This window comes from Persicimonas caeni (assembly GCF_006517175.1).
In the GTDB taxonomy this organism is placed as follows: Bacteria; Myxococcota_A; Bradymonadia; order Bradymonadales; family Bradymonadaceae; genus Persicimonas; species Persicimonas caeni.
Genome location: NZ_CP041186.1, coordinates 6,032,138 through 6,054,568, shown reverse-complemented (window position 1 = coordinate 6,054,568; position 22,431 = coordinate 6,032,138). Strand labels below are relative to the sequence as shown.

The 22,431-nt window shown below is 62.1% G+C and carries 18 protein-coding genes; 5 read left to right on the top strand and 13 right to left on the bottom strand.

All coding sequences use genetic code 11. From position 1 onward, the window contains the following. Nucleotides 1-62 precede the first annotated feature (62 nt). The 4 genes from FIV42_RS22400 to FIV42_RS22385 form a co-directional block, all read right to left on the bottom strand. Nucleotides 63-389: a hypothetical protein gene (locus FIV42_RS22400; RefSeq protein WP_141199850.1), complete on the bottom strand. Its 327-nt coding sequence runs from the start codon at nucleotides 387-389 to the stop codon at nucleotides 63-65. Between the two features lie 151 nt (nucleotides 390-540). Further along, nucleotides 541-975, bottom strand: coding sequence for a hypothetical protein (locus FIV42_RS22395; protein ID WP_141199849.1), 435 nt, complete (start codon nucleotides 973-975; stop codon nucleotides 541-543). Nucleotides 976-1,015: 40 nt separating this feature from the next. Beyond that, nucleotides 1,016-1,522: a tetratricopeptide repeat protein gene (locus FIV42_RS22390; RefSeq protein WP_141199848.1), complete on the bottom strand. Its 507-nt coding sequence runs from the start codon at nucleotides 1,520-1,522 to the stop codon at nucleotides 1,016-1,018. Between the two features lie 124 nt (nucleotides 1,523-1,646). Beyond that, nucleotides 1,647-2,069, bottom strand: a complete 423-nt coding sequence (locus FIV42_RS22385) for a hypothetical protein (protein ID WP_141199847.1) — start codon at nucleotides 2,067-2,069, stop codon at nucleotides 1,647-1,649. Nucleotides 2,070-2,496: 427 nt separating this feature from the next. On the opposite strand from FIV42_RS22385, the gene FIV42_RS22380 reads away from it, so the two are divergent. After that, the gene (locus tag FIV42_RS22380; protein ID WP_141199846.1) at nucleotides 2,497-2,961 is read left to right on the top strand and encodes a hypothetical protein; all 465 of its coding nucleotides are present in this window, start codon (nucleotides 2,497-2,499) and stop codon (nucleotides 2,959-2,961) included. Nucleotides 2,962-2,963: 2 nt separating this feature from the next. After that, nucleotides 2,964-5,372: an outer membrane protein assembly factor BamB family protein gene (locus FIV42_RS22375; RefSeq protein WP_141199845.1), complete on the top strand. Its 2,409-nt coding sequence runs from the start codon at nucleotides 2,964-2,966 to the stop codon at nucleotides 5,370-5,372. Between the two features lie 65 nt (nucleotides 5,373-5,437). Here FIV42_RS22375 and FIV42_RS22370 read toward each other — a convergent pair whose 3' ends face one another. The 3 genes from FIV42_RS22370 to FIV42_RS22360 form a co-directional block, all read right to left on the bottom strand. Beyond that, nucleotides 5,438-6,178, bottom strand: coding sequence for a metallophosphoesterase family protein (locus FIV42_RS22370; protein ID WP_141199844.1), 741 nt, complete (start codon nucleotides 6,176-6,178; stop codon nucleotides 5,438-5,440). A 44-nt stretch (nucleotides 6,179-6,222) separates the two neighbouring features. Next, entirely contained in the window at nucleotides 6,223-8,841 is a 2,619-nt protein-coding gene (locus FIV42_RS22365) for a CpXC domain-containing protein (RefSeq protein WP_141199843.1), read from the bottom strand. Nucleotides 8,842-9,322: 481 nt separating this feature from the next. Further along, nucleotides 9,323-10,684: an ISAs1 family transposase gene (locus tag FIV42_RS22360; RefSeq protein ID WP_141199619.1), complete on the bottom strand. Its 1,362-nt coding sequence runs from the start codon at nucleotides 10,682-10,684 to the stop codon at nucleotides 9,323-9,325. A 387-nt stretch (nucleotides 10,685-11,071) separates the two neighbouring features. On the opposite strand from FIV42_RS22360, the gene FIV42_RS22355 reads away from it, so the two are divergent. Beyond that, entirely contained in the window at nucleotides 11,072-13,153 is a 2,082-nt protein-coding gene (locus tag FIV42_RS22355) for a recombinase family protein (protein ID WP_141199842.1), read from the top strand. 141 nt (nucleotides 13,154-13,294) lie between these two features. On the opposite strand, the gene FIV42_RS22350 is transcribed toward FIV42_RS22355, so the two are convergent. After that, nucleotides 13,295-14,521: a hypothetical protein gene (locus tag FIV42_RS22350; RefSeq protein WP_141199841.1), complete on the bottom strand. Its 1,227-nt coding sequence runs from the start codon at nucleotides 14,519-14,521 to the stop codon at nucleotides 13,295-13,297. A 418-nt stretch (nucleotides 14,522-14,939) separates the two neighbouring features. Here FIV42_RS22350 and FIV42_RS22345 point away from each other — a divergent pair, with 418 nt between their 5' ends. Continuing rightward, complete coding sequence (locus FIV42_RS22345) at nucleotides 14,940-15,527, top strand: tellurite resistance TerB family protein (RefSeq protein WP_141199840.1); 588 nt, start codon at nucleotides 14,940-14,942, stop codon at nucleotides 15,525-15,527. Nucleotides 15,528-15,529: 2 nt separating this feature from the next. Beyond that, entirely contained in the window at nucleotides 15,530-15,790 is a 261-nt protein-coding gene (locus tag FIV42_RS22340) for a hypothetical protein (RefSeq protein WP_141199839.1), read from the top strand. A 77-nt stretch (nucleotides 15,791-15,867) separates the two neighbouring features. Here FIV42_RS22340 and FIV42_RS22335 read toward each other — a convergent pair whose 3' ends face one another. The 5 genes from FIV42_RS22335 to FIV42_RS22315 all read right to left on the bottom strand — a co-directional run bounded on the left by FIV42_RS22335 (nucleotide 15,868) and on the right by FIV42_RS22315 (nucleotide 22,316). Beyond that, nucleotides 15,868-17,655: a DUF1302 family protein gene (locus FIV42_RS22335; protein ID WP_141199838.1), complete on the bottom strand. Its 1,788-nt coding sequence runs from the start codon at nucleotides 17,653-17,655 to the stop codon at nucleotides 15,868-15,870. A gap of 142 nt (nucleotides 17,656-17,797) precedes the next feature. After that, the gene (locus FIV42_RS22330; protein WP_141199837.1) at nucleotides 17,798-18,583 is read right to left on the bottom strand and encodes an outer membrane lipoprotein-sorting protein; all 786 of its coding nucleotides are present in this window, start codon (nucleotides 18,581-18,583) and stop codon (nucleotides 17,798-17,800) included. An 11-nt stretch (nucleotides 18,584-18,594) separates the two neighbouring features. Further along, a complete protein-coding gene (cysE, locus tag FIV42_RS22325) occupies nucleotides 18,595-19,452 on the bottom strand; it encodes a serine O-acetyltransferase (protein ID WP_141199836.1) in 858 nt (285 codons plus the stop codon). Between the two features lie 6 nt (nucleotides 19,453-19,458). Continuing rightward, the gene (gene cysK, locus FIV42_RS22320; RefSeq protein WP_141199835.1) at nucleotides 19,459-20,385 is read right to left on the bottom strand and encodes a cysteine synthase A; all 927 of its coding nucleotides are present in this window, start codon (nucleotides 20,383-20,385) and stop codon (nucleotides 19,459-19,461) included. Then, complete coding sequence (locus FIV42_RS22315; RefSeq protein WP_141199834.1) at nucleotides 20,385-22,316, bottom strand: bifunctional homocysteine S-methyltransferase/methylenetetrahydrofolate reductase; 1,932 nt, start codon at nucleotides 22,314-22,316, stop codon at nucleotides 20,385-20,387. Before FIV42_RS22315 ends, cysK begins: the two co-directional genes overlap by 1 nt. Nucleotides 22,317-22,431: the final 115 nt, after the last annotated feature.

Below are 22,431 nucleotides of genomic sequence, written 5' to 3'. Positions count from 1 at the left end.
TAGTACATCAACGCCTCCTTAGACGTATTATCGAAAACCGCACTAATAAAAAGAGTAGAGACTTATTCCGGCTGCTGCACTCCACACGAGCCACCACGGCAACCCGAGCCGCCGTGTCGATCCTCGGCGGTGTCGAGCCCATCGACAAAATAGCCGTGCTCGGTCAACGCGTGGGCGTCGACCCACCGGGCCGAGTCGTCATTTCGATCGAGATGACGGTCACAGTGCATACAGACGTCGACGATCTGATCGTGTTCGTCGAGATCACTAGCGCTGAGAACCTCGCGCTGGCATTCCGTGCAGTAGATGACCAAGAAGGTCGCCTGGGCAGGGTGATGCATCGCGGTGGGGGTGGAGTGAGCCGGAGCTTGTCGAGAACTAACTGCCATGACGTCGGATCTGTCGTTGAGTCAGCGTGCGGCCACGGTCTCGGGTGTGCACGGGTGCGAGCGTGGCGCGACGCCCTCCAAGATAGCCCGACCCGTTGGTGAACACAAGCGCTGCGATAGGGACGCTCTCCCCCGGTGAGCGTCTGTTGCGCTAGTGGTCTGCGCTCTGAGCCAAGCGACGAGCTGCTTGGATCATCATGTTGTCGATCTCTTTTCGGAACACCGGATCGGTGCTCAAGGTCACTTTGATCGTGCGGGTGATTCGTTCCGCATCCGCCGCCGGCAACTGGTTGGCATAACGCTCCTCGACGATGGCGTCGATCACGGCCTCTCGTAACTCGGAGACGGTCTCGAAGCCGTCATCGAGCGCGGCCGCCGCAGTCTCGAGCAGGCGAGCCTCGAGGTCGGCGCCCACCGTCTCGTCGCCTCCCATCGACCGAAGCGCCGCCAACTCGACGACGTTGTCGGCAGCTGCAGCATCGTCGGCGGAACCGACCGGATCGGCCAGCTCCTTTTGATGCGCCTGCTGCATGCGTGCAAACAGGTCTGTGGTACCCCGTGCGTTACTGCCGTCACCGATGTTCATTCGAGGGCCTCCTCAGCCTCCAACAGGTGGTACAAGTGCGTCATTCGTCGCTGTGCTCTTCGAACGCGGCGACCAACGGCGGCGGAACCTGCGACGAACCGATGTCGCGCCATGTTTGGCGTAGATTCTCGATCAGTCCGACCAGGTCGACGTCTTGCTGCCCGACACCTTGCTGCCCGATATCGGCGCAGGCTTCGGCCAGCTTTTCGGCGCGCGACAGCGCACGCTCGGCTTGGCGCTCGCGGCCGGCCAGAAAGCAGGCCTCTGCGAAATAGATATGTGAGAGTGCATCCCCCGGATGCCGCTTGGTCGCCCGTCGCAGCGTCCCCAGTGCGTCTCGCACTCGGCCTGCCGCCATCTCGAAGCTGCCCTTGAGAGCCACGGGCAACGAGTGCTCGGGCGCACAGGCCGCCGCGCGATCGCACGCGGCGATAGCCTCGTCGTATTGCGCAAAGCTCATGTGTAAAAAGGCGCGCTTGAGCTCCACACGGGCGGACGACGCCGATGCTTCGACTTCGTTCTTCGTCACATCCTCAATAGTTGACATTCTTAGTCACCTTCGTTGCAAATGCAATGTTTGGTGGTGTGACACCGAAATTCGATCCACCGTCAGTGCCAGACCACGAGACTCTCGATCCCTCAATCACTCGGTCCCTCGCTCACTCGCCGGATCAGACCCGCATATTGTTGATCGCCGCCTTCGCCGTATCGTGGCGAGCCTTGAGCAGGTTGGACATCGTCGAGAAGTGACGGTTGTCCGACTGCAACTCCTGCTGCAGGTGCATGTACTGCAGGTTGAACATCTGGTTTTGCTCCTGCATCTCCCACATCTGATCGAGCTTCTCCCCCTTGGCGCCGCCCAAGCCGGCTGGAGCCTGATCGCTCAGCCCCCGCAGTCCGTTGGCGGCCATCTTGACAAGCTCACCACCCGGGAAAAACGGCGCGACCGCCGCCACTCCGGCCAGCGCGCCGTCGGCGACATCCCCCATGAAGTCACCGAAGCTCGAACCGGAATTGTTAGCTCCCTCGGTCTGCGCGTTTTGCAGTTGGGTGGCGTTGAATCCGCTCGAATTGACTCCGTTGATATTCGACATTGTCGTCTCCTTGGCTGAAGTCGAGAATTTGACGACGAGGTGGCACACCTAACGACCACCCCCTCATTACGGTTTTCGGCAGATTCTCGAAATCGTTGCGTAAAATTTTGCCATCACGCGCTCCGCAGGCCGCGTCACCGACCCGCAACCCTCTGGAGTCACTCAACTTTCCCGCCACTCGACCTTTTTTGATAAATCTGACCGGATGCCGGTTTCTCTGTTCTGCAGCTGCCGAAGCGCGCAGAGCTTAGAGCTTGATTGGCCTTCGAGCCGAGCCCTATAATCGAGGCGTTGCAGGTATCTGGCGTCTCGCCTCACGGAACAGCCGGCGGAATGAATGTTTTTTCCGACAAGTTAGCGAGATGCGCGGTAAGACGTCGTACAGTCGCCTGGTTGGAGGCGATATGACCTATCTGGGAGTCGTGGCATGAGCCGCTCGGACAACAAACTTTCGATTCGCACCCACGGCTTGAACCTCGACTTGGAGGGCGAGGCCGCGGATGTGCGCCGCGCGTACCGAGCGCTGCGCTCGCAGCTCATCGAACAATTCTACCAGACGATGATCGAACGCCGCGGGCCGAACGACCGCACCCTCGAGCTTCCGGTGATTGACGATGGCTTGGGCGAGTCGACGGTGGTCGATGAGGACGAGTCGGACGAGAACTTCATCAACCTGGTGGTCTGCGAAGATATCTACAACAAGATGTACCTGCTCGATGAACAGCGCTTTAGCGAGAGCTTCTTGAGCAGGTTTCTACGCGGCAGCGAGCTTCGACGCATTTACGTCGACGCCGACCTCGAGGAGGGTCTGCGCGACCGCGTCGACGTCGGCTCGACTCTGTGGCGCGAGTTGACCGCTGCAGGCAAAGCCGCGGTAGGAAGGAGTGATTGAGCATGCAGTCGGTCCAGATCATCGTCGGACACAGTTGGAAGCAAGATGTCCGATTCCTCAAAAGTCTCAGGCAGTACCGGCGCTTTGACTCCGATCTCGACTTGGTCGAGATCCGCGATATCATCGACATCGTCGTCGACGGCACCAACATTACCAGCAACGTCGCCGAAGAGAGCATCTTCGGGGTGCTCAGCGAGCTGCTCGACGCGGTCGCCCGGCTGATCGAGGGACTTTCCCGCAAGGCGATTGTCGAATTCCACTGCGAGCCCTGGGAGATGGTGCTCGAGCCGGACGGCTCCCAATTCCTCATCTCGCTATACAGCATCAACCGCCATCGGCGCGTCATCGCCCACGATATCCCCATCGCGGTCGACAAGTTTGTCGAGGCGCTCTCCGATGCCGCCGAGACACTGCTGACCGACCTGTACCGCATCTCCGAGGGGTTCTCCTCAGACTCGTTCGTGCGCGCCTTCAGCTCGCGTCTGGGACGAATTCAGAACTACAAGCGCGCACGCTTCGCCAATGAAGATCGTGCCGATTTCGAACGCGAAGGCGAGCGCCACGGGGGCACGTCCTGTCCCAGCGGACTGACGCTGAGCTACTCGTTCGACGCCGATCACGTCGCATTGCGCGATTACTACGGGGAGCACGACTTCGACCTGCACGCGCTGCTCTTCCCCGGCGAAATCAGCGCCGAGTACCGCGGCCGCACCGTCGAGCTGACGCGCGGCTATCCGTTCTTGACCGTCCACGCGCTCCTCAAGCGCGCTCGCCAGTTGCTCAACCTGCTCGAAGCGTCCGATGAGAGCAGCTTTTATTGCGACGAGAGCTTGCATCACGCGCGCTTCGACGTCGCCGCCCAGGGGCCCCACTGGGAGTTGACCATTGGCACGCCTGTGCGCGGCGAAGGCCCGCTGACCGTGCCCAGTCACCCGCGCGAGGCGCTCGACGTCATCTTGTCGCTCTCCGAGATGCTCTTGGCCGACGTCTTGTCACTCAATCCTGCCATGGAGCTCAACCATCGCTGGAGCGATCTCGACATCGAGCTTCGCGAACTGCGCGGCTGGTTCGAAGACCTGTCGGGGAGCAACTCGTATCACGACGAGCCCGAGTCGTTTATTGAAGCGTTGGGCCATCTCAACCCCGCGCCGCCCCCCGAGCCCGAGAAGCCCGGCTTTCCGTGGGCGTTCTCGAGTGTCCACTCGCTCTTCCCCCGCCCCAGCTGGCAATTCGCCGCCGAACGCATCGAACTCGGTGGGCTGATCAACGCTGCGGGCGGCTTGTTGGTGCCCACTTCCGAGGCGATGTACTTCATCGACTCGCAGAGTGGGCAGGTGCGCTGGAAGCACGCCGAAGACGTCGATATGAGTCGGGTGTCTTACAAAGTGGCGGGTGACAGAATTCTGGTCGCCGAGCACGGCACTGGCATGCGGCTTCTCGACCTGGCGTCGGGAGAGTTGGTCTTCGAGAACGAGACCACGCCGGTGAGCACGTGGAAGCGAATTGTGGGTGCGGCGGCCTACCCGAGTGAGCAGCGCATCGTCGCCTGCGATCGCCATGGGCGAATCGTCGGCCTGCACCCCGAAACCGGCGAGATCATCTGGAGCTTCTCGTCGGGCCACGGCCGCTATGTCGGCGTGACCTTCCAAGGACCGCTGATCACCGCGCTGACCGGAGAGGGCTTCCTCTACAGCATCAACCCGCTGGATGGCGAGGTGCTCTGGAAGGTGCGCCTGGGCGGTTTGGCCGCCACCGGACCGCAATTCCACCAAGGACGGCTCTACTCGCTGTCACACGATTCGTTGCACCAAAAGCTCACCGTCCATGCGCTCTACCCGTTTACCGGGCGCACCTCCTGGCAGCTTCGTATTGACGGGGTGCTCGCCGGACAGGCGTCGTTCGTCGACGAGTACATGATCGTGCCCGTCGAGCGGCACGGTCACCTGATGCTCCAGGCCATCGACGTCGAGCGCACCGAGCCGCGCGTCGAGTGGACACTCGACCTGTCGAGCGCAGGCATGGATGACCCGACGCCGGTGCTCCCCATCGAACTCGCCGGCAAGATGCACGGGTTGGTCAAGACCGATCGCGCCGAGTTGTCCTGCTTCGAGATCACCACCGGTGAACGCATCTGGCGAGCCACTCCGCAAGACGAGACGTGGCTGCTGCACGGCAACCTGCCGCTGGTCCAGATCGAAGACGCTATCCTGGCGGTCGGAGACGACATTCAACTTCGCGAGGCCGCCACCGGCAGACTGCTGCACGTGCTCGATCAGCCGGTCAAGGCGCCCGAGTACGTCTCCCCCTTCGGCGAACTGTCAGTGATTGTGGGGGCCAGAGGCACATCGACCGATAGTGTCGACGTGTTGAGTTGCCTGCGGCTCGATCATTTCTTGGCGGTCGTCGAGTAACCATCGGTGCGAGTGCTTCTAGCTCTCGTAGACGAGCGCAAGATGGCCTCGCACCGAAACCTAGACTAAATCCCGAAGAAAAGTCGCTTGGCGAAGTCGCTGGAGAGTTCCGACTGGAAGATCTTCTTGGCCGCGCTGCGCACGTCGTAGTCACGTCGCTGGTACTCGAAGGTCTTCGCCTCGGTGTCGTAGAAGCCGAAGCACGCTCGGTTGTCGTTGTCGCGCGGCTGGCCGACGCTTCCGACGGTGACGATGTACTTTTTGTCGTCTTCGAACTCGAGCAGCGGCCCGCTGATCTCGACGGCGCCCTCTTCCGGGTGCAGGCTGAAGGCTTTGGTCAGGTGGGAGTGGCCGATAAAGGTGATGTGCTGCAGGTCATCCCAGTGGTCGATGAGTCCGTTGGCCTGGTGGATGTTGAAGACGTATTCGAAGTCCTCGCGGTTGACCGGTGAGCCGTGGCAGAACTCGACGTCCTCCCACGTTTTGGAGTACGGCAGCGACTTGAGCCACTCGTGGTGCTCTTCGCGAAGCTGCTCGGCGTGCCAGTCGAGCGCATTGCGAGCCGCGTCGTAGTAAAACGCGTAGTTCATCCGACCGCAGACCGCCGCGTCGTGGTTTCCGAGGATGGTGATCTCGGCCATCTCGCGCACGATATCGCAACACTCGTTGGGACAAGCGCCGTAGCCCACCACGTCACCGAGGCAGACGTACATGTCGATGTCGCGCTCGTCCTCCTCGTAGGCCTCACGGACCGTGGTCATCGCCTCGAGGTTGCTGTGCACATCACTGAAAATACCGATAATCATCGTTTGAAACCGCTTCGTCGGTCAGGCTCGGGAAAAGACGTCCGTTAGCTGCGCGCTTCGTTGGCGGCCGCGCGCACTTTCTTGCTGCGATCTTTGGCCAACTCGGCCAACACACCCTCGTGTTGGCGCTCCAGCTCGCGAATCAGCGCGACAAGAGCATCGTCGTGCCCTTCCTTTTTGATCGTTCGCTTGAGCTGAGGCAAGAGCTTTTTGCCATAGGTGGCCAGCGCGCGAGCGAACGCCTCTTTATCGCCCCGACGCTGATCATCGCAATAGGCATCGAGCAGGGTCGGCAGCGCCGAGGTGCTACGGATGCTCGCCAGGGCGCGCCCGGCGATGTAGGTGGCGCTCGGTCCACCCGACTCCACACAGCGCACCAGCTCGGCCTCGAGGCCTTCGGCCTTGCTCTCGACAAAGCGAGCGAGCGCGGCCACCTGAGGGGCGTTCATCTGCTCGGCGGCTTCGAGCGCGGTCTGAGTGCCCTCGGCGCCGAAGCGCTCGATGAGCATTTGAGCCGCTTCGAGGCGGCCCTTGGCATCTTCGAGCAGAAGCTCGAGATCCTCGCGCGGCATCGACGCGAGATCGTCGAATGTATCCAACACCGCGTCGTCGGGAAGAAAATAGGTCACGCCGGTCGTCTCGGAGCGGCGGGCGACGACCAACTCGTCGATCTCGATCTCGTCGAAGGAGACGTCGCTGATCGCGGGCTCGACAGGTGCCGGAGGGGCCACCTCGGCCGGGATATCGGTCTCCTGGAAGTCCTGCGCACGCTTGAGGCTCGCCTCGGCGAGTTCGAGCACATCGGCGTCGAGTGTCACGCCCACCTCTTCAGCCAGCTCGATGAGCTGCTCCCAGTTCTCGAACTCTTGGACCGGGTCGAGGTCATTCTCGCGCAACCCGACGCTGAGCTCGGCGAACTCGTTGATCAGCCGGTCGCACAACTCCGTCTCGTCGGCGGCCAATCCCATGTAGACGGCGACGTGTCGAAGCTCGGGGTTGAGGTAGAGTCCATGCTGCAGCGACCGGCGCACCACTCGTCGCTGGATCGCCTCGAACTGGTCGATTGGAAAGGAACGGTTGGCGACCAGATACTCGAGCTTCTCGGGGGTCGACCAAAAACCGACGATGCCGCAAGCCAAGAGCAGCTGTGCAGGAGTCGTCGCCTCGGCGAAGCTGTCGGTGTGGAAGTTGTGGCGCATCGTTCCGAGGCGCTCGTCGCCCTGTTCGAGCCAAGCCTGGGCGACCTCCTCGTAAGAGCCGGCATCGAAGTCGGGATCGGTCAACAGCTTCTCGGCGCGCTGACGAATCCACTCGACATTCTCGGCGAGCGGAGCGGCGATATTCCACACCCCGCGAAGCTCGCCGGCGTCATCGTAGAGCGCGGCTTGCAGCGAAACGGCGCCGCCAAGCCGGTTGAGCACAAGCTCGTGCTCCGAATCGGCGACGTCGAGCGTCCATCCGACCGAGGCACACGCCTGTTGTTCGTCGTCGAGCCCCGCAAAGAGTAGCCCGATGACCGGGTAGTTCGCCTCGGCGTCGAACTGGACGAAAAAGGAGCGCTCGGCAGCCTGGGCGATGCCTTCGATGACCTCGTCAGAAACCTTGGCGCCTGCCACGACACGCCCGTCAATCACGGCCACGTGACGCCCGAATGGGTCGGCGTCGACTTCATCGAAGCGCTCCGGGAATTGGGCCTCGTCGACACGCTCGATGCGTACTTCAGTCACCGGCTCGGACGCCTCGTTGGCGTCGACGTAAGGGCTCTCGATGAGCTCAGTCGCCTCGTGAGGCGCAGCCGTCTCGACGGGTTCCGACCGCTCGTCGTGCTCGACGACCTCGATGAACTGATCGTCGGTGACGACCTGGGTCGACTCCTCGGCGTTCGAGATCGGCCCGCCCTGCTCCAGGCGCAGCCGCTCTTGCTCGAGGTTGAGCTTCATCGCCTCGAGCTCCGAGCGCAGCTCGTCGATGGAGGCGCGCTCGTCGGCGAGTTCACGCTCGACTTCGTCCATGCGCGCACGCTCTCGGTCGATGCGCGAGGCGACTTCGTCGAGTTGCTGGCGATCTTGATCGAGTTGATTGCGATCCTGCTCGAGCAACGCGCGCGTCTCCTCGACTTCTTGCCTGGCGCGCTCGAGCTCCTGGCGCTCCTCATCGCTAACGGCATCGCTCGCGACCTGCTGCGGGGCCCCACCGTCGGCCGCCAGGTCGCCGCCGGGCTCGGCGGCTCGAGGTCGATCGCCGGCCGCATAACGAGCCTCGAGCTCCTCGAGTGCGCCGACGCCGCAGACCGTCTCGAAGGCGCGCATATAAGCGGGAAGCTCCTCGTCTGCCGCGGCCAACTCGTCGAGCAGCTCGCTGCGCAATGCAAATTCCCGATGGCGTAACACCTCCGGAACGACCAGCGCAAAGAGTTCGAGCTCTTCATCGTGGTACTGGATGGGAACGGCCAGCTCGAAAGTCCCCTCGCCGCTGGGCGACGCCACCTCGTAGAGCGCGCCGGAAGTCAGCGCCTCGCGAAGTTCGGGATCGGTGGTGACGTTGACGCACCGATAGACCTCGGCGCGAAAGACGCTTCCATTGTGATCTGTGACTTGAATTGAAGTCCGCGCGGTCGTTCCAAACTGACCACTGCGGCCCTCTTCGCCTAAACTTGAAGCCATCGAGAACCTCGGAGCCGGTCCCTTAGGGCCTGTACGAAAATAAATTTGGTCGCGAATGACGGCTGAGCTTTGGTCCGTTTTTGCCCGCAAAGCCTCGACTTAGCGCTGCTAAGCCTACGTTGTGCGAACAAAAATGGCCTCAAAATCAGCTCGCCCTCGCTCGGGCATCTATTTTCAAACAGGCCTTAAACGTGAAGAAAGCTGTTGAATCTGGCGATCGTGCATACCACGGCGCTTTCGCGCGCATCAAGTAGGAGTGCTCGTGGGATGCGGGTGGGCCCAGGTTCGATCAGCGATCGCCCGTCCAGGGGTGACGAGGCCGTTCGAGACCGCCGGGGTGACTCAACGCCCCGGCAATGGCATACCTCCCCCTTTCCCCAGCGATGCGGGCGCTTTTTTGGAGGCAGACCTTCCAGGTCTGGTCTCGGGGCGTTTTCGCCCCGGGTTGTCTTTCGAAAGAGTGACGGCGTCGGCTGCGGGCTCAAGCCTCGAAGGCGTCAAACTCGGTGGTGTCCAGTATGGGAATGCACAGCGTCATAAGCGCCTGCTCGACAACCATCTTCCAGGTTGGCTTGTGCCACTTCTCTGCGGATTTGTTGCGAGTCAGCGCACGCAGCACCGCCAGAATATTGATGGCAATGGAGCGCAAAAGCCCCGCCACGAGCACCCCATCGGGATGCATCGTCCACGGCGTTCGACGCGCGTCTTCATCGAAGATGGCATCGGCGGTCCAGTGGCCTTCATTCTCGCAGCGCCAGTGGGCTCGGGCGAGTGCGAGCGCCTCTTTCGCCCCAAGCTCATCTGGGGACTCGGAGCTGACGAAGTAGCGGTTTCCTACCTCGGCGTCCTCGTCGCCGGCGACCACCCGCTCGATGCGCACCACCTGCCTGGCACCCTCGAAGCCGTACTCCCCGTCGAGCTTTTCGCGCCAGACGCTATAGCAGATCGTCTTTCCACGCTCTTCGACCACGTCCCGATGGTCAGCCTGACGACCTTCTCTATCACCGAGAGTGTCGACGGCATGCTCCCAGAGCCTGCCCTGGCCGACTTTGAGCGACATCAAATAATCAATGTCGCGCCCCTGTAGCATCTGGGCGACCTCGGGGGTGGCGTTACCGGCGTCGAGCGTGACCCGCTCAATGAGTTTGGTGCGTCCGTAGGCCGACATGAGCGCCGAGACGGTCAGCTCGATGGCGCCCCATTCATTTGTCTGACCGGCGATCGGCCACTGATCCAGCGCGACCGCCGCACTCGAGGAGATCAATGTAGTGCGATGGACGCGGATAAGGCCGCACAGCTTGCCGTGGCTGCTCTCCTGGAGCTGGACGTGGGGAAACTGAGTCGACAGCACCTGGCGAAGCTCGGCGGGGGCCAACGTGGCGCCATCGAGGCTTGTGCGCTGGGTGACGAGCGCGCGCAGGCGCTTTTCGGGGACGGTGGCCACATGCTTGCCGTCGATCGCGGCGGTGCTTTTTTGCAGGCGCACCGGTACAAGACGGCCTCGGCGCCACTCGGCTTTGACCTGCCGATGGAGGCATCGGCGAAGCTGGGGCCATTTGATGCGGGGCAAAACCAGACCAAAGGCGTTGTCCGACACCCGCTCTTTAAGCCCGACTTGGGCGCGCACTGTGGGCCGAAGCTGCTCGCTTCTGACCTCCACGGCCCGCACCGAGCGGGCGTGCGTCGAAAAGGCGAGTGCTCCCAGCTTGAGAAGCGCGTGCAGCGGGTGGACAACCCACTGCTGGGCTCGCGGATCGTCGACCCTCTCAAAGCGGGCATCCGAAATACGACGTAAAAAGCCCTTGGGTGTAGCGGCGTTTCTGCTTATTCTCATCTGTGCCATATCGACCTCATTCGTGAGGGAAAAGGCATCGACGGCGTCCGCAGCTTAGCCCGCAGGGACGCCGTCACTCTTTCTTGGCTCAGATGATACGAAATCTAGCATCTAGCTTTCAGGCTTTCCGTCCACCGGGACAAGCCCGGTGGGACGGGTACTTGGTAAGACCACTTACGATCGGCTGTTATCAAAGCGGCCATCTCCTGCCAAACTTGGACGGCAAGCACTTCAGAAACTCGTTCAACTGGCACGGAGGCATCATGCACAAGCAGCCGAAGGCGCCGAGGAGTATCTGGAAAAGGCTGACGGACAGACGCAAGGCTGTACTGGTCGACCAGCTTCGGGCGATAGCCAGGCGGCAGATGACTTCGACAAATCGACACGGAGGTCGAAATGACGGAGTCCGCGATTCTGCGCCCACCCAAGATCACCGAGCGACATGTCAACCAGCTGGTGGTGGTCTATGTACGGCAATCAACTCTCCAGCAGCTCGAGGAGCATCAAGAGTCGACGCGTCGACAGTATGCGCTCGCCAAACGCGCTCGTCGGTGGGGATGGAGCGATGATCAGATTTTGACCATCGACGACGATCTGGGCACAAGCGGAGCAAGCATCAAGGGAAGGCAAGGTCTCCAGAAACTCATGCAGGAGGTGCGTTGTGGGCATGTCGGGCTGATTCTGGCCCTGGAGTTGTCTCGCTACGCCCGGTGCTGCCTGGACTGGTATCGTCTCCTGGAACTGTGTGCCCAGTACGATACGCTTATTGCCGAAAATGACGTGGTCTACGAGCCCTGCGACCCCAATGACCGCATGCTATTGGGAGTCAAAGCGACGATGTCGGAGACAGAGCTTCACATCATGAAGCAGCGACTCGAGGACGGCAAGCTGGCCAAGGCCAAGCGGGGCGAGCTCGTCTTTGATGTGCCGCGTGGTTACGTATGGAGTGTCGACGAGGAGATCATCAAAGACCCCGACGCCCAGGTGCGCCGGGTCATCGAACTGATCTTCGAGGTGTTCGAGAGGCGGCGCACCATCGGTGGTGTGTGTCGATATCTCGAGGCGCACGACATCAAGCTTCCGCATCGTCGCGACAGCTTCGGGCATCTGGCCCACCTGGGCCCGCTTGAGTGGCACAAGGCGACGAACTCGGCGGTGAGCAACCTTTTGCGGCACCCGATTTATGCGGGGGCCTATGTCTACGGGCGGCGCCAGCGGCCCTCGAACGCCGGGTTCGGGAGTCGAGGCGAGCCAGGCCGGGTCCGAGTCGACCAGGGGCAGTGGCTCGTGTTGCTCAAAGCCAATCACCCCGCCTACATCGACTGGAAGACCTACGAGAGAAACGTGGAACAACTCGAGGACAACAAACCGGCCGTGAAGGGATATGCGCAAAATGGCCAAGCGCTGCTGGGAGGACTGGTCCTTTGTGGCGGGTGCGGCTGGCGGATGAGCCTGCACTATAAAGACCCACAAACGTGGCGCTACGAATGCGAAAACTACAAGACGAAGGCCAAAGATGGCTGTCGCTCCTTCAGTGGGATGTCGCTCGACGAGCTGATCGAAACGCTTGTGTTGCAGGCTCTGGAGCCAGCAGCCATCGAAATGAGTTTGAGGGTTATCGAGGAGGCCGAGAAGGAAAGAGAAAAGCTAAGAGAGCTGTGGGAGCAAAAGCTCGAGCGGGCGCGCTATCGCGCCCAACGAGCATTCGAGCAGTATGACGCGGTCGACCCGAGAAACCGTCTGGTGGCCCAGACCCTCGAAGATCGCTGGCAAGAGGCGCTGGAGGAAGAAGAACGAATCCGACGCGACTACGCCCGCCAAAAAGCCGAGTGGCAGACGCCGCTTCCTGGCGAACAAGCCGAAGAAATACGCCGTCTGGCCCAAGATCTGCCGGTCCTGTGGCATGCCGAGGAGACGCTCCCCAAAGAGCGCCAAGAAATCGTGCGCGCGATCGTCGACGAAATTCACGCGCAGGTCGAAGGCGAAACCGAGCGACTCCGCGTCGAGGTCCACTGGGCCGGAGGTGACCGCACAGCGGCCATCGTGCAACGGCCGGTGCAGAGCTGGAAGCAATTGAGCTACTATGACGAGCTTGTCGATAGGATCAGCCGGCTTTTCGAAGCCGGCAAAAGCGATGCCCAGATAAGTGAGCGGCTAAACGAGCAGGGGTATCGAACCGCCGAAGCCCGCCCATTTACGCGGGCAGCGCTCACATCATTGCGCTACAACCTCGGGCTGAAGCGCGCACAGTCGAGCAAGCCGACCGACCTCCTCAATTTAGCCGAGGATGAGTGGACGACCGACCAACTGGCCGAAAGACTCCAGATGCCGCGAGCGTCACTCTACAACTGGATCCGAAGCCAGAAGGTCAATGCCGAAAAGCGAGCCGCTCAGAAGCGCAAGATATGGGTCATCACCGCCGATCAAGCTGAACTCCAGCGTCTTGAAGCCCTCAGAGAGCAAGGAACGAGTCGCTAATCATCTAATAACACCTTCAAACACGGTGGCATCATGAATCACCCACTGGGGCGGCTGCCTCGCCGAACTGCGAAAAAGAACCGCAGCTCAATCGTTGAGCGAACCTGCGGGTGGGCCGGCTGGAGCCGGATGGACAGCATGTCAGTCGAGGGAGTCCTTCGCGCGCTTGCGAAGCTGACCGGCTTTCTTCTCCAGCTCGCGGGCTTGCTCTTGGAGGCGCTCTTGCTCACGTTCGAGCTGCTGGATGCGCGAGTTGAGCTCGTAATCACTCTCGAAGCCACTTCCGACGCTGGTCTCCGGGTCGGTCTGGCCATCGATGAGCAGGTCATCCCCCGCGCCGAAGACGTCGCCGTCCTGAGAGTCGCCGCCAGTCGAGTCGCCCGGCTCTTCGGGGGCTGCGGGAGGAGCTTCGGGCGAGTCGGAGAGCGAATCGGAGTCATCGCCCGCTCCGGCATTGAAGTCGCCGTCGGTGTTCGGGTCCATGCCGGCCCCCGGCTGCGGACTCTCGGCCTCGTCGCCCGCTTCGCCATAGCCATCGCGAGCACCGCCGCTTTCGTCGCCGACGGTCGGCGCCTCGTTGGCTCCATCGCCCGAACGATCGCCCGCCGTGGCGCTGTCGCCGTACGTAGCGATAAAGCGGCTACGGTCGGTCTCGTCGAAGAAGCTCTCCTCGGTGGCGAACGTCTGCGCACGCCGGGCGAGCATCTTCGCCTCGCGCAGCTGTTTGATGCGCCCCTGGATGGCCTGCAGGCGCTTTCGCACTTGATCCTCGGTGTCCTGCAACTCGTCGGCAGCCGCCAAGAGATCTTCGGCCGAGGCGCCGTCGAGCTCCTCGAGCATAGCCAGCGTCTCGCTGACCTCTCCGTCCGTTGGAGCGCTCGGCAGCGGCTCGGAGAAGCGTTGACGCTCGGCGCGCAACTCGTTGAGCTCGCTGACGATCGTTCCACGCTCGGAGGCCGCCGTCTTGGCCAACTTCTTCTCGAGCACCTCGGTGCGTGAGTCGATGGCGGCGACCAACTGGCTGCGCTGGTTGTCCAGACGAGTGTCGGCGGCTTGGATCTTCTTCTGGAGCGTCTGCATACGCTGGGCCAACTGGCGGCTGTCGCGCAGCAACCCCTCGAGTTCCAGCCGGTTTTGGAGTGTATTCGGCCCGCTTTTGAGCACATCGACCTGCCGCAGCAGAGTGCGGTAGTTCTCTTCGTACTGGTGAAGCTGGGTGACGAGTTCCTGACGCCGATCCAAAGTCTGGGTGTAGGAGGCCTTGACGTCGTCGAGCTTTTGGCCCTGCAACAGCCCCTGCCCGCCCGGCACCACCAACGTGGTCACCAAGAAGAGCTTCACCACCAAGTTGTAGAGCGCAAAACTCATCACGTCCTCGAGCCTGTCTCAGCACCGCCGACGCCATTCGTGCGTTGGCGGCTCGGTCGCACCGATGTGGTGCAAATCACGATCCAAGATCAGAGTCAACGCACAGAATACGCATCGAAGGCCCCCGAAGGGTCATTCGACAAGAGTTTATGCGCTCGCCTGCACTTCACAAGCCGCGTTTGGATCACAGATTTTTGTGGGCTCGGTGCACCCGCCTCAAATTTCTGAGAGGAGCGCGAGTCTGCAGGCCCCGGAGTCGTGACCGATACGGGCAGACGCAGTCGGAGCCACAAGCCCCACCCATGTCCGGAGCCGAAACCGGGCTTCAACAACGGTATTGCCAACACCCGGGCTTCCCGTGTTAGAACAGCCCGTGAATTGGTGAAATGGTTTAACCGCCCATCGACGGGAGCAAGCAATGTCGAGTGAAGAAGAAGATAAGTATTTCAAGCAGCGCGATATGGAGAAGATCGCCGAAGCTCGCCGCGAACAGCAGCTCGAGGCGATCCGCCAGCAGGAGCGCGAGGGCGTCCAAGACGTGCTGCAGTCGAGCGACGAAGTGGCCGCCGAAGCGCTGGCGCTGGGCTTCGATAGCGAGACGGCGCGCGTGCTTCCGCTCGTCCCGCTCATCCAAATGGCCTGGGCCGACGGCAGCGTGACCACCGCCGAGAACGAAAAGGTCCTCGAGCTGGCCTACCGGTTCGGCATCGAGCGTGAAGGCCCGGCCCATAACTTCTTGACGCTGCTGCTCGGTGAGCAGCCCTCCGACGTCTTTTTCGAACGCGTCGACCGCGTCATCGCGCACCTGGTCGAAGAGCAGCCCAACTACTGGCAGGACAAGTCGGTGGTCGACCTGGCCCGCGAGGTCGCCGAGGCTTCGGGTGGCTTCTTTAAGTTGACCAGCCCGATCAACGGCGACGAGAAGAAGCTTCTCGACCGCTTCGCCGAGCTCTTCTCGGTCCAAGAGCGCAGCGCCGGCGATGTCATTCAGGGCGAGGAGGGTTGAGGATGGCTTCTGCCGACTCCCTCTCCAAACTGCTGCGTTGCCCGGAGACTCGACAGGAGCTGCGCCCGCTGGATGACTCGAAGCTCGACGAGCTCAACGAGGCCATCCGCGCCGGCGAGCTCCACAATCACGCGGGCGACGAAGTCGAACAGACTCTCGACGCAGGTCTGATCCGCGAAGATGACGCCGTCGTCTATCCTATCCGCGACGGCGTCCCCAATCTTCTGATCGACGATCGGATCCCTTTGAAAGACAGTGACTGACCGAGCCTCGCCGCATCGAACACGCTTCGCCCATCGTCTATATCGACGGCGAAGGATTTGATGCGGCGAGTCGCGCTCTAGAATACGCCGTCGACCGTAAGCGTGAGCTGGTCGTTGTGGTCGTAGAGGCCGCCCAAACTCACCGGCTCGTCGCTCGACGGATCGGGCCCTTCCAAGACGGTGACAGCCACCGTCGTGTTCAACCACGAAAACCAGCGCTTGCCCAGCGACGCCGTCGCGACCACGTCTTCGGTCGACAAGGTGCCGAGCGCGCCGAGTTGGAGATCAGCGTCGATCAGCGGCACCGTCCACTGCAGCGCGGCGGCCGCTCCATACAGGTCGTCGCCGATCAAGAGAATCTGGGCGTCTTCGGGGCCGCGCTCGTCCGCGGCGACGAACGCCTCGTTGATCGCGCTGTCGCGGTCGAAGGGATGCAGCCAGAAGCCCTCGACGGTCACGGCGAGGAAGTCATCCTCGCTCTCGAAGCGCTCCCACGAAAAGCCTAGCGCCCCAAAGAGGGTCGTACGACGCAGCGGATCGAAGTCGTCGGAGTAGAAGGTCTGCTCGGGAGAAAACACGACATCGGCGCGCACACCGATGGGGCCGATATAACGGGCCACATCGGCTACCAGCGTGTGTCGGCGCCGGTACTCGGTGGCTACGACTTCTTCGCCGTCGGCCACCTTCTGTGCCACACTCGCGGTCAGACCGATTGCCTGCGGGTTGCGTGCGGCGAAGCCGAGCAGATCAAAGTCCTCGAGCACCCGACCGTCGTCGGCGGCGAGGCGAAAGAGCTCGCGCAAATCCTCGTCCAGTTCGAGCCAGGGGGTGCGGTCCCAGCCGTAGAAGTAGCCCAACCCGAAGTCGGTGTTCCACGCCGTGGCGGTTGCGCGAGCACCCAGGCTTACGTTTTTGGGAATCTCGTCGGGCACGCGCGTGGCGGCGAAAAAGGACTGCACGTCGTCCCAGCGACTGCGGTCGATGAGCTCCTGGGCGGCCAGCAAGATGGGCAGTTGATCACCAATGACCGGATTGAACGGATTGATCAGCGCGAAATCTCGCCCGAAGACGAAGGCCTCGTTTTCCTCGAAAAAAGGCACCAGAAGGCCGGTGATCGACCAGTCGCTGGCTGAATAGGCGAGCTCGGCGGTGAACTGCGGGAGAAGCAGGTCGGAGGTGGCCGTGACGGTTTCGATGCGAGTGAGGTCTCTCGGATTGACGACGTCGCCGGGGCGCACGATATCCGTGCTCCCCCACGGAGTAACCAAGTTACCAACTCGGAAGGAGACGTTGTCCTCCCGAAGGAGCACGTAGGCTTCGCCCAGGCGGGGCTCGTAGCTCGCCCGGCCCCGACTGGCGTTGAACAGAAGGTCGGTCTCGTCGGGGTTCTCCTTGCCGACCATCCAGTGAAAGAACTCTCCCTCGACGACCGCGCGCGACTGGCCGGACATGTCGTATTCGAGACGAAGCTCCAACTCATTGGCCCACTCGACGATGTCCTCGTCACGCCCCTCCCAGGCGGTGTCTACACCCAGGCTCGTCGCATAGGCGCCCAAAAAGGCCGCGTTCGTTGGTTGAACCGGCTCTTCATCGATCGGTTCGAGGCGCGGCTCGGCCAGGTCGACCGACTCGCCCTCCCCTTCCATGTCCCGACTGGCTTCTGAGTCCTCGTCGCCGGAGACGGCAGGGTTCTCCGGGTCGAAGATGGTCTCTTCGCCGTCGTCCTCGGACTCGTCGCCTTCGTCTTCTTCGTCGACGCCTTGGACGGCGGGATTCTCGGGGTCGAAGATGGTCTCTTGTGCAATGGCGGAGGGCGAAGCAGTCGCAGCGATCAACAGCAGGCTGAGGCCAAAGGATATCTTCAAGCCGTTTCTGGCTCTTGGTTCTCGGACCTCAAAGCCGCGAGCTCTCGAGGCGATCCGGCACGCCAAGAACCAAGAACGAAGAACCAAGAACATTCACTTCCCTGCAGTCAATCGCGAGCACCGACCTCGCCCAAAAAGACCATCACTTGCCCAGCTGTTCCTTCGAAAACACGGCATCGGCGATCTTGGCATCGTCGTCGAACGCCTCGAGCTTGATTGTCGTGAATCCGCCGCTCTTGGGGCGCAGGGTCATGCGCTTGACGTAGGTTTCGCCGTTTTCTGTCGTGTCGAGCTTCTCGACAAAGAGCGTCTTGGCCTCATCGCCCGACTTGTCATAAAAGCGCATTTTGAGCGGCATGGAGTCGGATTTGCGAATGTAGCTGATCACCTTGCCGTAGTCGCTGTCACTCCCTTTTTTGGGCGTCGACTCAATGACGTAGACGGCGTGCTTGCCGATCTTGTCGTCTTTGAGGCGCTTGTAGTTGGCGTCCTTGATGTCGCGACTCTCGAGGTCGGCGTAGGTGAAGTGGCTTCCCAAAAACGAGCCGCTCTTCTGGCTCCCCTCGATACGACGGGTGACCTTGAAGGCAGGCACGTACATCCACACGTCGTCCTCGGCTTTTTTGTTCTCGGCGAACAAAAACGCCTGACCCTTGACCTCTTTCGGGTGGGTCAGCTCGACGAGTGTATTCGTCGCTTCGCTGACCTTCTTGCTCTTGACGTCGAGCTTTCGGACGCGGCGGCTGCCGGCTTTGTCCTCGATGATCAGCGTCAAATCAGCCTCGCCCGACTGGAAGCCGAGCGAGTTTTTCTCGAGCGACTCGTCGATGATCTGCTTGGCGCTCTTGTCGTCTTCGGCGAAAGCAGGCGCCGCCACCGAGACGGTCAGCAGGCAAGCAACTATCCAACAAAATTTTCGCCACTTCATATCGTGCACCTCTAACCTTCGGCTTCAGTCAACGCTTCGTTCGCCTCTGCACCTTCGTTTTCGTAGGCCGCCAAAAACTCCAAATCCAAGTCGTCTTGCATCTCGTGGCGCTCGAGCTTTTCGGCGAGCTCCTCGGGGCTGAGCTCGAGGAGGTTTTCGAGCGTGTGGATGCGGCTCGACAGCCGGTCGATATGACCGAGCAGGTCTTTGACGATGCGCTGTAGCGGATCGGGCAGCGCCGCGTGGTCGAGGTTGGGAATCGTCAGGCCGCTGGGGCGGTCCTTGGAGACCACACGCCCCGGAATGCCGACGACGGTCGCGCCCTCTTCCACATCTTTGATGACGACCGAGCCACTTCCGATGCGCGCTCCGTCGCCAATTTCGACCGCGCCCAAGATGCAGGCGTTGCTCCCCACGGTCACACCCTTGCCGAGCGTGGGGTGGCGCTTGGTGCGCTTGAGAGTCGTGCCACCCAGGACTACGCCCTTGTAGATCAAACAGTCATCACCGATGACCGCCGTCTCGCCGATGACGATGCCCATGCCGTGATCGATAAAGACCCGCCGGCCGATGGTCGCCCCCGGGTGAATCTCGATACCGGTGTAGTGGCGCGACAGGTGAGACAGGAGCCTCGCCGCCACGATATGGCCCTTGTTCCAGAGACCGTGGGCCACCCGGTGAAACCAGATCGCGTGCAGACCGGGGTAGGTCAGGATGACCTCGACGGGCGTGCGCGCAGCCGGGTCGGCGCGGCGCACCGCCCGGATATCTTCGATGACGTCGAGCCAAAAACCGTTGGCGCCGGCCGAATGGGTGCTCGGCGGCGTCGTCGTAGGCCGACGGCGCTCGTGTTGGGATGCTTCGCTCATAAGTCTCTATAGCTCTCGGAAAAGCGGCGTCGAGAGGTAGCGCTCTCCGGTGTCGCACAACATTGTGACGATGCGCTTGCCTGCAAATTCAGGGCGCATGCCCACCTCGATCGCCCCGACGACATTCGCACCGGCGCTGATGCCGACCAGCAGGCCCTCCTCGCGGGCGAGGCGGCGGGCCATGGTCATCGCCGCGTCGTCGTCGACTTTGATGACCTCGTCGATAAGGCCGGTGTCGAAGTTTTTGGGGACGAACCCGGCGCCGATGCCCTGGATTTTGTGCGGGCCCGGCTGACCGCCCGAGATCACCGGGCTTCCGGAGGGCTCGATGGCAATGGCCTTGAAATCGGGGTTGCGCTCCTTGAGCACGCGCGACACACCGCTGATGGTTCCGCCGGTGCCCACGCCGGTGACGATGGCGTCGATCTGGCCGTCGCAATCCTCCCAGATTTCGAGCGCGGTCGACTCGGCGTGCGCCGACGGGTTGGCCGGGTTTTCAAATTGTTGGAGCAAGATGGCGTCGTCTTGCTCGTCGACCATCTGCTTGGCGCGGTCGACGGCGCCCTGCATGCCCGCAGCACCCGGGGTCAACTCGAGGCGGGCGCCCAGGGCTTTGAGCAGCGCGCGCCGCTCCAAGCTCATCGTGTCGGGCATCGTGAGCACGAGTTTGTAGCCCTTGGCGGCGCAGACAAACGCCAGCGCGATGCCCGTATTGCCGCTGGTCGGCTCGACGATCGTGGTGCTCGGGCCGATCTTACCCTCGGCCTCGGCGCGCGCGATCATGTTGGCGCCGATGCGGTCCTTGACGCTGCTACATGGGTTGAAGAACTCGGCCTTGCCGACGATCTCGGCGGGGCAGTCGCCCACGACCTTGTTCAAACGAATGAGCGGGGTCTTTCCGACCAACTCGACGATGCTGTCATGAATGGGCATCAGCCAACCTCCGGATAACCATCGATACACTGCAGAATTTCGAGAGCCGCCACGTAGCGGCCAAACGGCGGCATGATATAGGCCCCCACGACCTGGTCTTTGACCATCTCGAGGGTCTCCTGGGCGATTTTGACCCCTTCGGCGCGCGCCTGCGGTCCGCTGCCCGCCTCCTTCATGCGCTTGCGGATATCGTCGGGCACCGCCATGCCCGGCACCTCGTTGTGCAAAAACTCGGCGTTTCGGTGACTCGCCAGGGGCAGCAGGCCCACAAGCACGGGCAGCTCCAGATGCTCGATATCGCTCAAGAAGCGCTCGAGCACGCGATGATCGTAGACCGGCTGGGTCATCACGAAGTTCGCACCGGCGGCCTTCTTCTCTTCCAAACGCCGGATCTCACGCTCGTAATCCTTGGCGGCGGGTTCGGCGCCGCAGGCACAGAAAAAGCGGGTAACGTCGCCCACCGACTTGCCGGAAGGGTCGAGCCCGCGGTTGAAATTGCTGATCATGCGCAGCATGCCGATGCTGTCGAGGTCGAAGACCGCCGTGGCGTGCGGGTAGTCACCGACTTTGGGGGGATCGCCTGTGATCACGCACAGGTTATGCAGCCCCAGCACATGCAGGCCCAACAGATCGGACTGCAAACCGAGCAGGTTCCGGTCGCGCGAGCAGTAGTGGACGATGACTTCGCAGCCGACACGCTTGCGCATCAGCGCAGCGAACGCGCCGTTGTCCATGCGTACCGAGGCGCGCGGACCGTCGGAGGTGTTGATGACGTCGACGCCCCCGTCGATGAGCATCTGGGCCGACTCGATCGACTTGTCGGGATTGAGCCCCGAGGGCGGATTGACCTCGACGCTGACCACGAACGTGTCCCGGCTCACCGGCGGACGTTTGTCGGGCGGAGCCAAGACGCGCTCTCGCTGCACTCGGAGGATCTTGCGGGCCAGGTTGGTGCGGTCTTCGAGGGGGATGGCGTCGAGCCCCTCCTCGACGCGCTGCTCGACCTTGTCGGCCTCGGCCATCTCGACCTTGATACGCCCTCCGCCCATCATCCTGGCTGCCGCCGCGATCTGGCGCACGTGCTCCGGGCCGGTGCCGCAGCAGCCGCCTACGATATTGACGCCGAGCTTGAAGAAACGACGCGCGTAGACCCCGAAATACTCGGGCGTCGCCATGTAGACGAGCCGCTCCTCGACCTTGCGCGGATAGCCGGCGTTGGGCTCGGCGATCACGGGCAAGCCGTGGCCGATCATCTGCTCGACCACGTCGAACAGGACATTGGGTCCCTCCATACAGTTCGCGCCGATGACATCGGCCCCCCACTGCTTGAGCAGGAGCGCCACGCGATCGGGAGCGGCGCCGTCGCCGGTCTTCATGTCGGAGTCGAAGGCCATTTGGGCGACGATGGGCAGGTCGCAGACGTCTTTGGCCACCTCGATGGCGATGCGGATCTCGCTGAGCTGGCGAAATGTCTCGAGCACGATGAGGTCGGCGCCCGCATCGGCCAGCGCGGTGATCTGCTCGTGGTACGCCTGGCGAATCTCGTCGAGTTCGGCGTCGGTAAGCATCGTCGGGGTCAGCCCGGTGGGGCCGACCGAGCCTGCGACAAAGGCGGCGTCTTGGGCGACCTCGCGGGCCAAAAGCACGCCCTGGCGGTTGATCTCGACGACGCGATCTTCGAGCCCGTGACGTTTGAGCTTAATGCGGTTCGAGCCAAACGTGTTGGTGGTGATGACGTCGGCCCCCGCCTGCAGATACGCCTCGTGGACACTGCGCACGAGATCTTGCTGCGAGAGGTTGGCGTCGTCGAACGACTTGTTGATGTAGATGCCGCGCTCGTATAGCTGGGTGCCTACCGCCCCGTCGAAAACGACCGGGCCGGCATCGACGACCTCCAAGAATTCTCGCGTGACTTTCGTTGCTTTGCCCATCGATGTTGCTCCAGATGACGAATCAGCCCCGATCTGTCTTACCGGACAGGGGAGACAAAATGCAATGTGGAGGGCTGGTTGTCCGTTGGTATGGGTGGTATAGAAAGGCCGTCGA

What these genes read in the sequence shown, in the direction of transcription:
- FIV42_RS22400 (WP_141199850.1), bottom strand. Translation starts at nt 389, where the DNA reads ATGGCAGTTAGTTCTCGACAAGCTCCGGCTCACTCCACCCCCACCGCG.
- FIV42_RS22395 (WP_141199849.1), bottom strand. Translation starts at nt 975, where the DNA reads ATGAACATCGGTGACGGCAGTAACGCACGGGGTACCACAGACCTGTTT.
- FIV42_RS22390 (WP_141199848.1), bottom strand. Translation starts at nt 1,522, where the DNA reads ATGTCAACTATTGAGGATGTGACGAAGAACGAAGTCGAAGCATCGGCG.
- FIV42_RS22385 (WP_141199847.1), bottom strand. Translation starts at nt 2,069, where the DNA reads ATGTCGAATATCAACGGAGTCAATTCGAGCGGATTCAACGCCACCCAA.
- FIV42_RS22380 (WP_141199846.1), top strand. Translation starts at nt 2,497, where the DNA reads ATGAGCCGCTCGGACAACAAACTTTCGATTCGCACCCACGGCTTGAAC.
- FIV42_RS22375 (WP_141199845.1), top strand. Translation starts at nt 2,964, where the DNA reads ATGCAGTCGGTCCAGATCATCGTCGGACACAGTTGGAAGCAAGATGTC.
- FIV42_RS22370 (WP_141199844.1), bottom strand. Translation starts at nt 6,178, where the DNA reads ATGATTATCGGTATTTTCAGTGATGTGCACAGCAACCTCGAGGCGATG.
- FIV42_RS22365 (WP_141199843.1), bottom strand. Translation starts at nt 8,841, where the DNA reads ATGGCTTCAAGTTTAGGCGAAGAGGGCCGCAGTGGTCAGTTTGGAACG.
- FIV42_RS22360 (WP_141199619.1), bottom strand. Translation starts at nt 10,684, where the DNA reads ATGGCACAGATGAGAATAAGCAGAAACGCCGCTACACCCAAGGGCTTT.
- FIV42_RS22355 (WP_141199842.1), top strand. Translation starts at nt 11,072, where the DNA reads ATGACGGAGTCCGCGATTCTGCGCCCACCCAAGATCACCGAGCGACAT.
- FIV42_RS22350 (WP_141199841.1), bottom strand. Translation starts at nt 14,521, where the DNA reads ATGAGTTTTGCGCTCTACAACTTGGTGGTGAAGCTCTTCTTGGTGACC.
- FIV42_RS22345 (WP_141199840.1), top strand. Translation starts at nt 14,940, where the DNA reads ATGTCGAGTGAAGAAGAAGATAAGTATTTCAAGCAGCGCGATATGGAG.
- FIV42_RS22340 (WP_141199839.1), top strand. Translation starts at nt 15,530, where the DNA reads ATGGCTTCTGCCGACTCCCTCTCCAAACTGCTGCGTTGCCCGGAGACT.
- FIV42_RS22330 (WP_141199837.1), bottom strand. Translation starts at nt 18,583, where the DNA reads ATGAAGTGGCGAAAATTTTGTTGGATAGTTGCTTGCCTGCTGACCGTC.
- cysE (WP_141199836.1), bottom strand. Translation starts at nt 19,452, where the DNA reads ATGAGCGAAGCATCCCAACACGAGCGCCGTCGGCCTACGACGACGCCG.
- cysK (WP_141199835.1), bottom strand. Translation starts at nt 20,385, where the DNA reads ATGCCCATTCATGACAGCATCGTCGAGTTGGTCGGAAAGACCCCGCTC.
- FIV42_RS22315 (WP_141199834.1), bottom strand. Translation starts at nt 22,316, where the DNA reads ATGGGCAAAGCAACGAAAGTCACGCGAGAATTCTTGGAGGTCGTCGAT.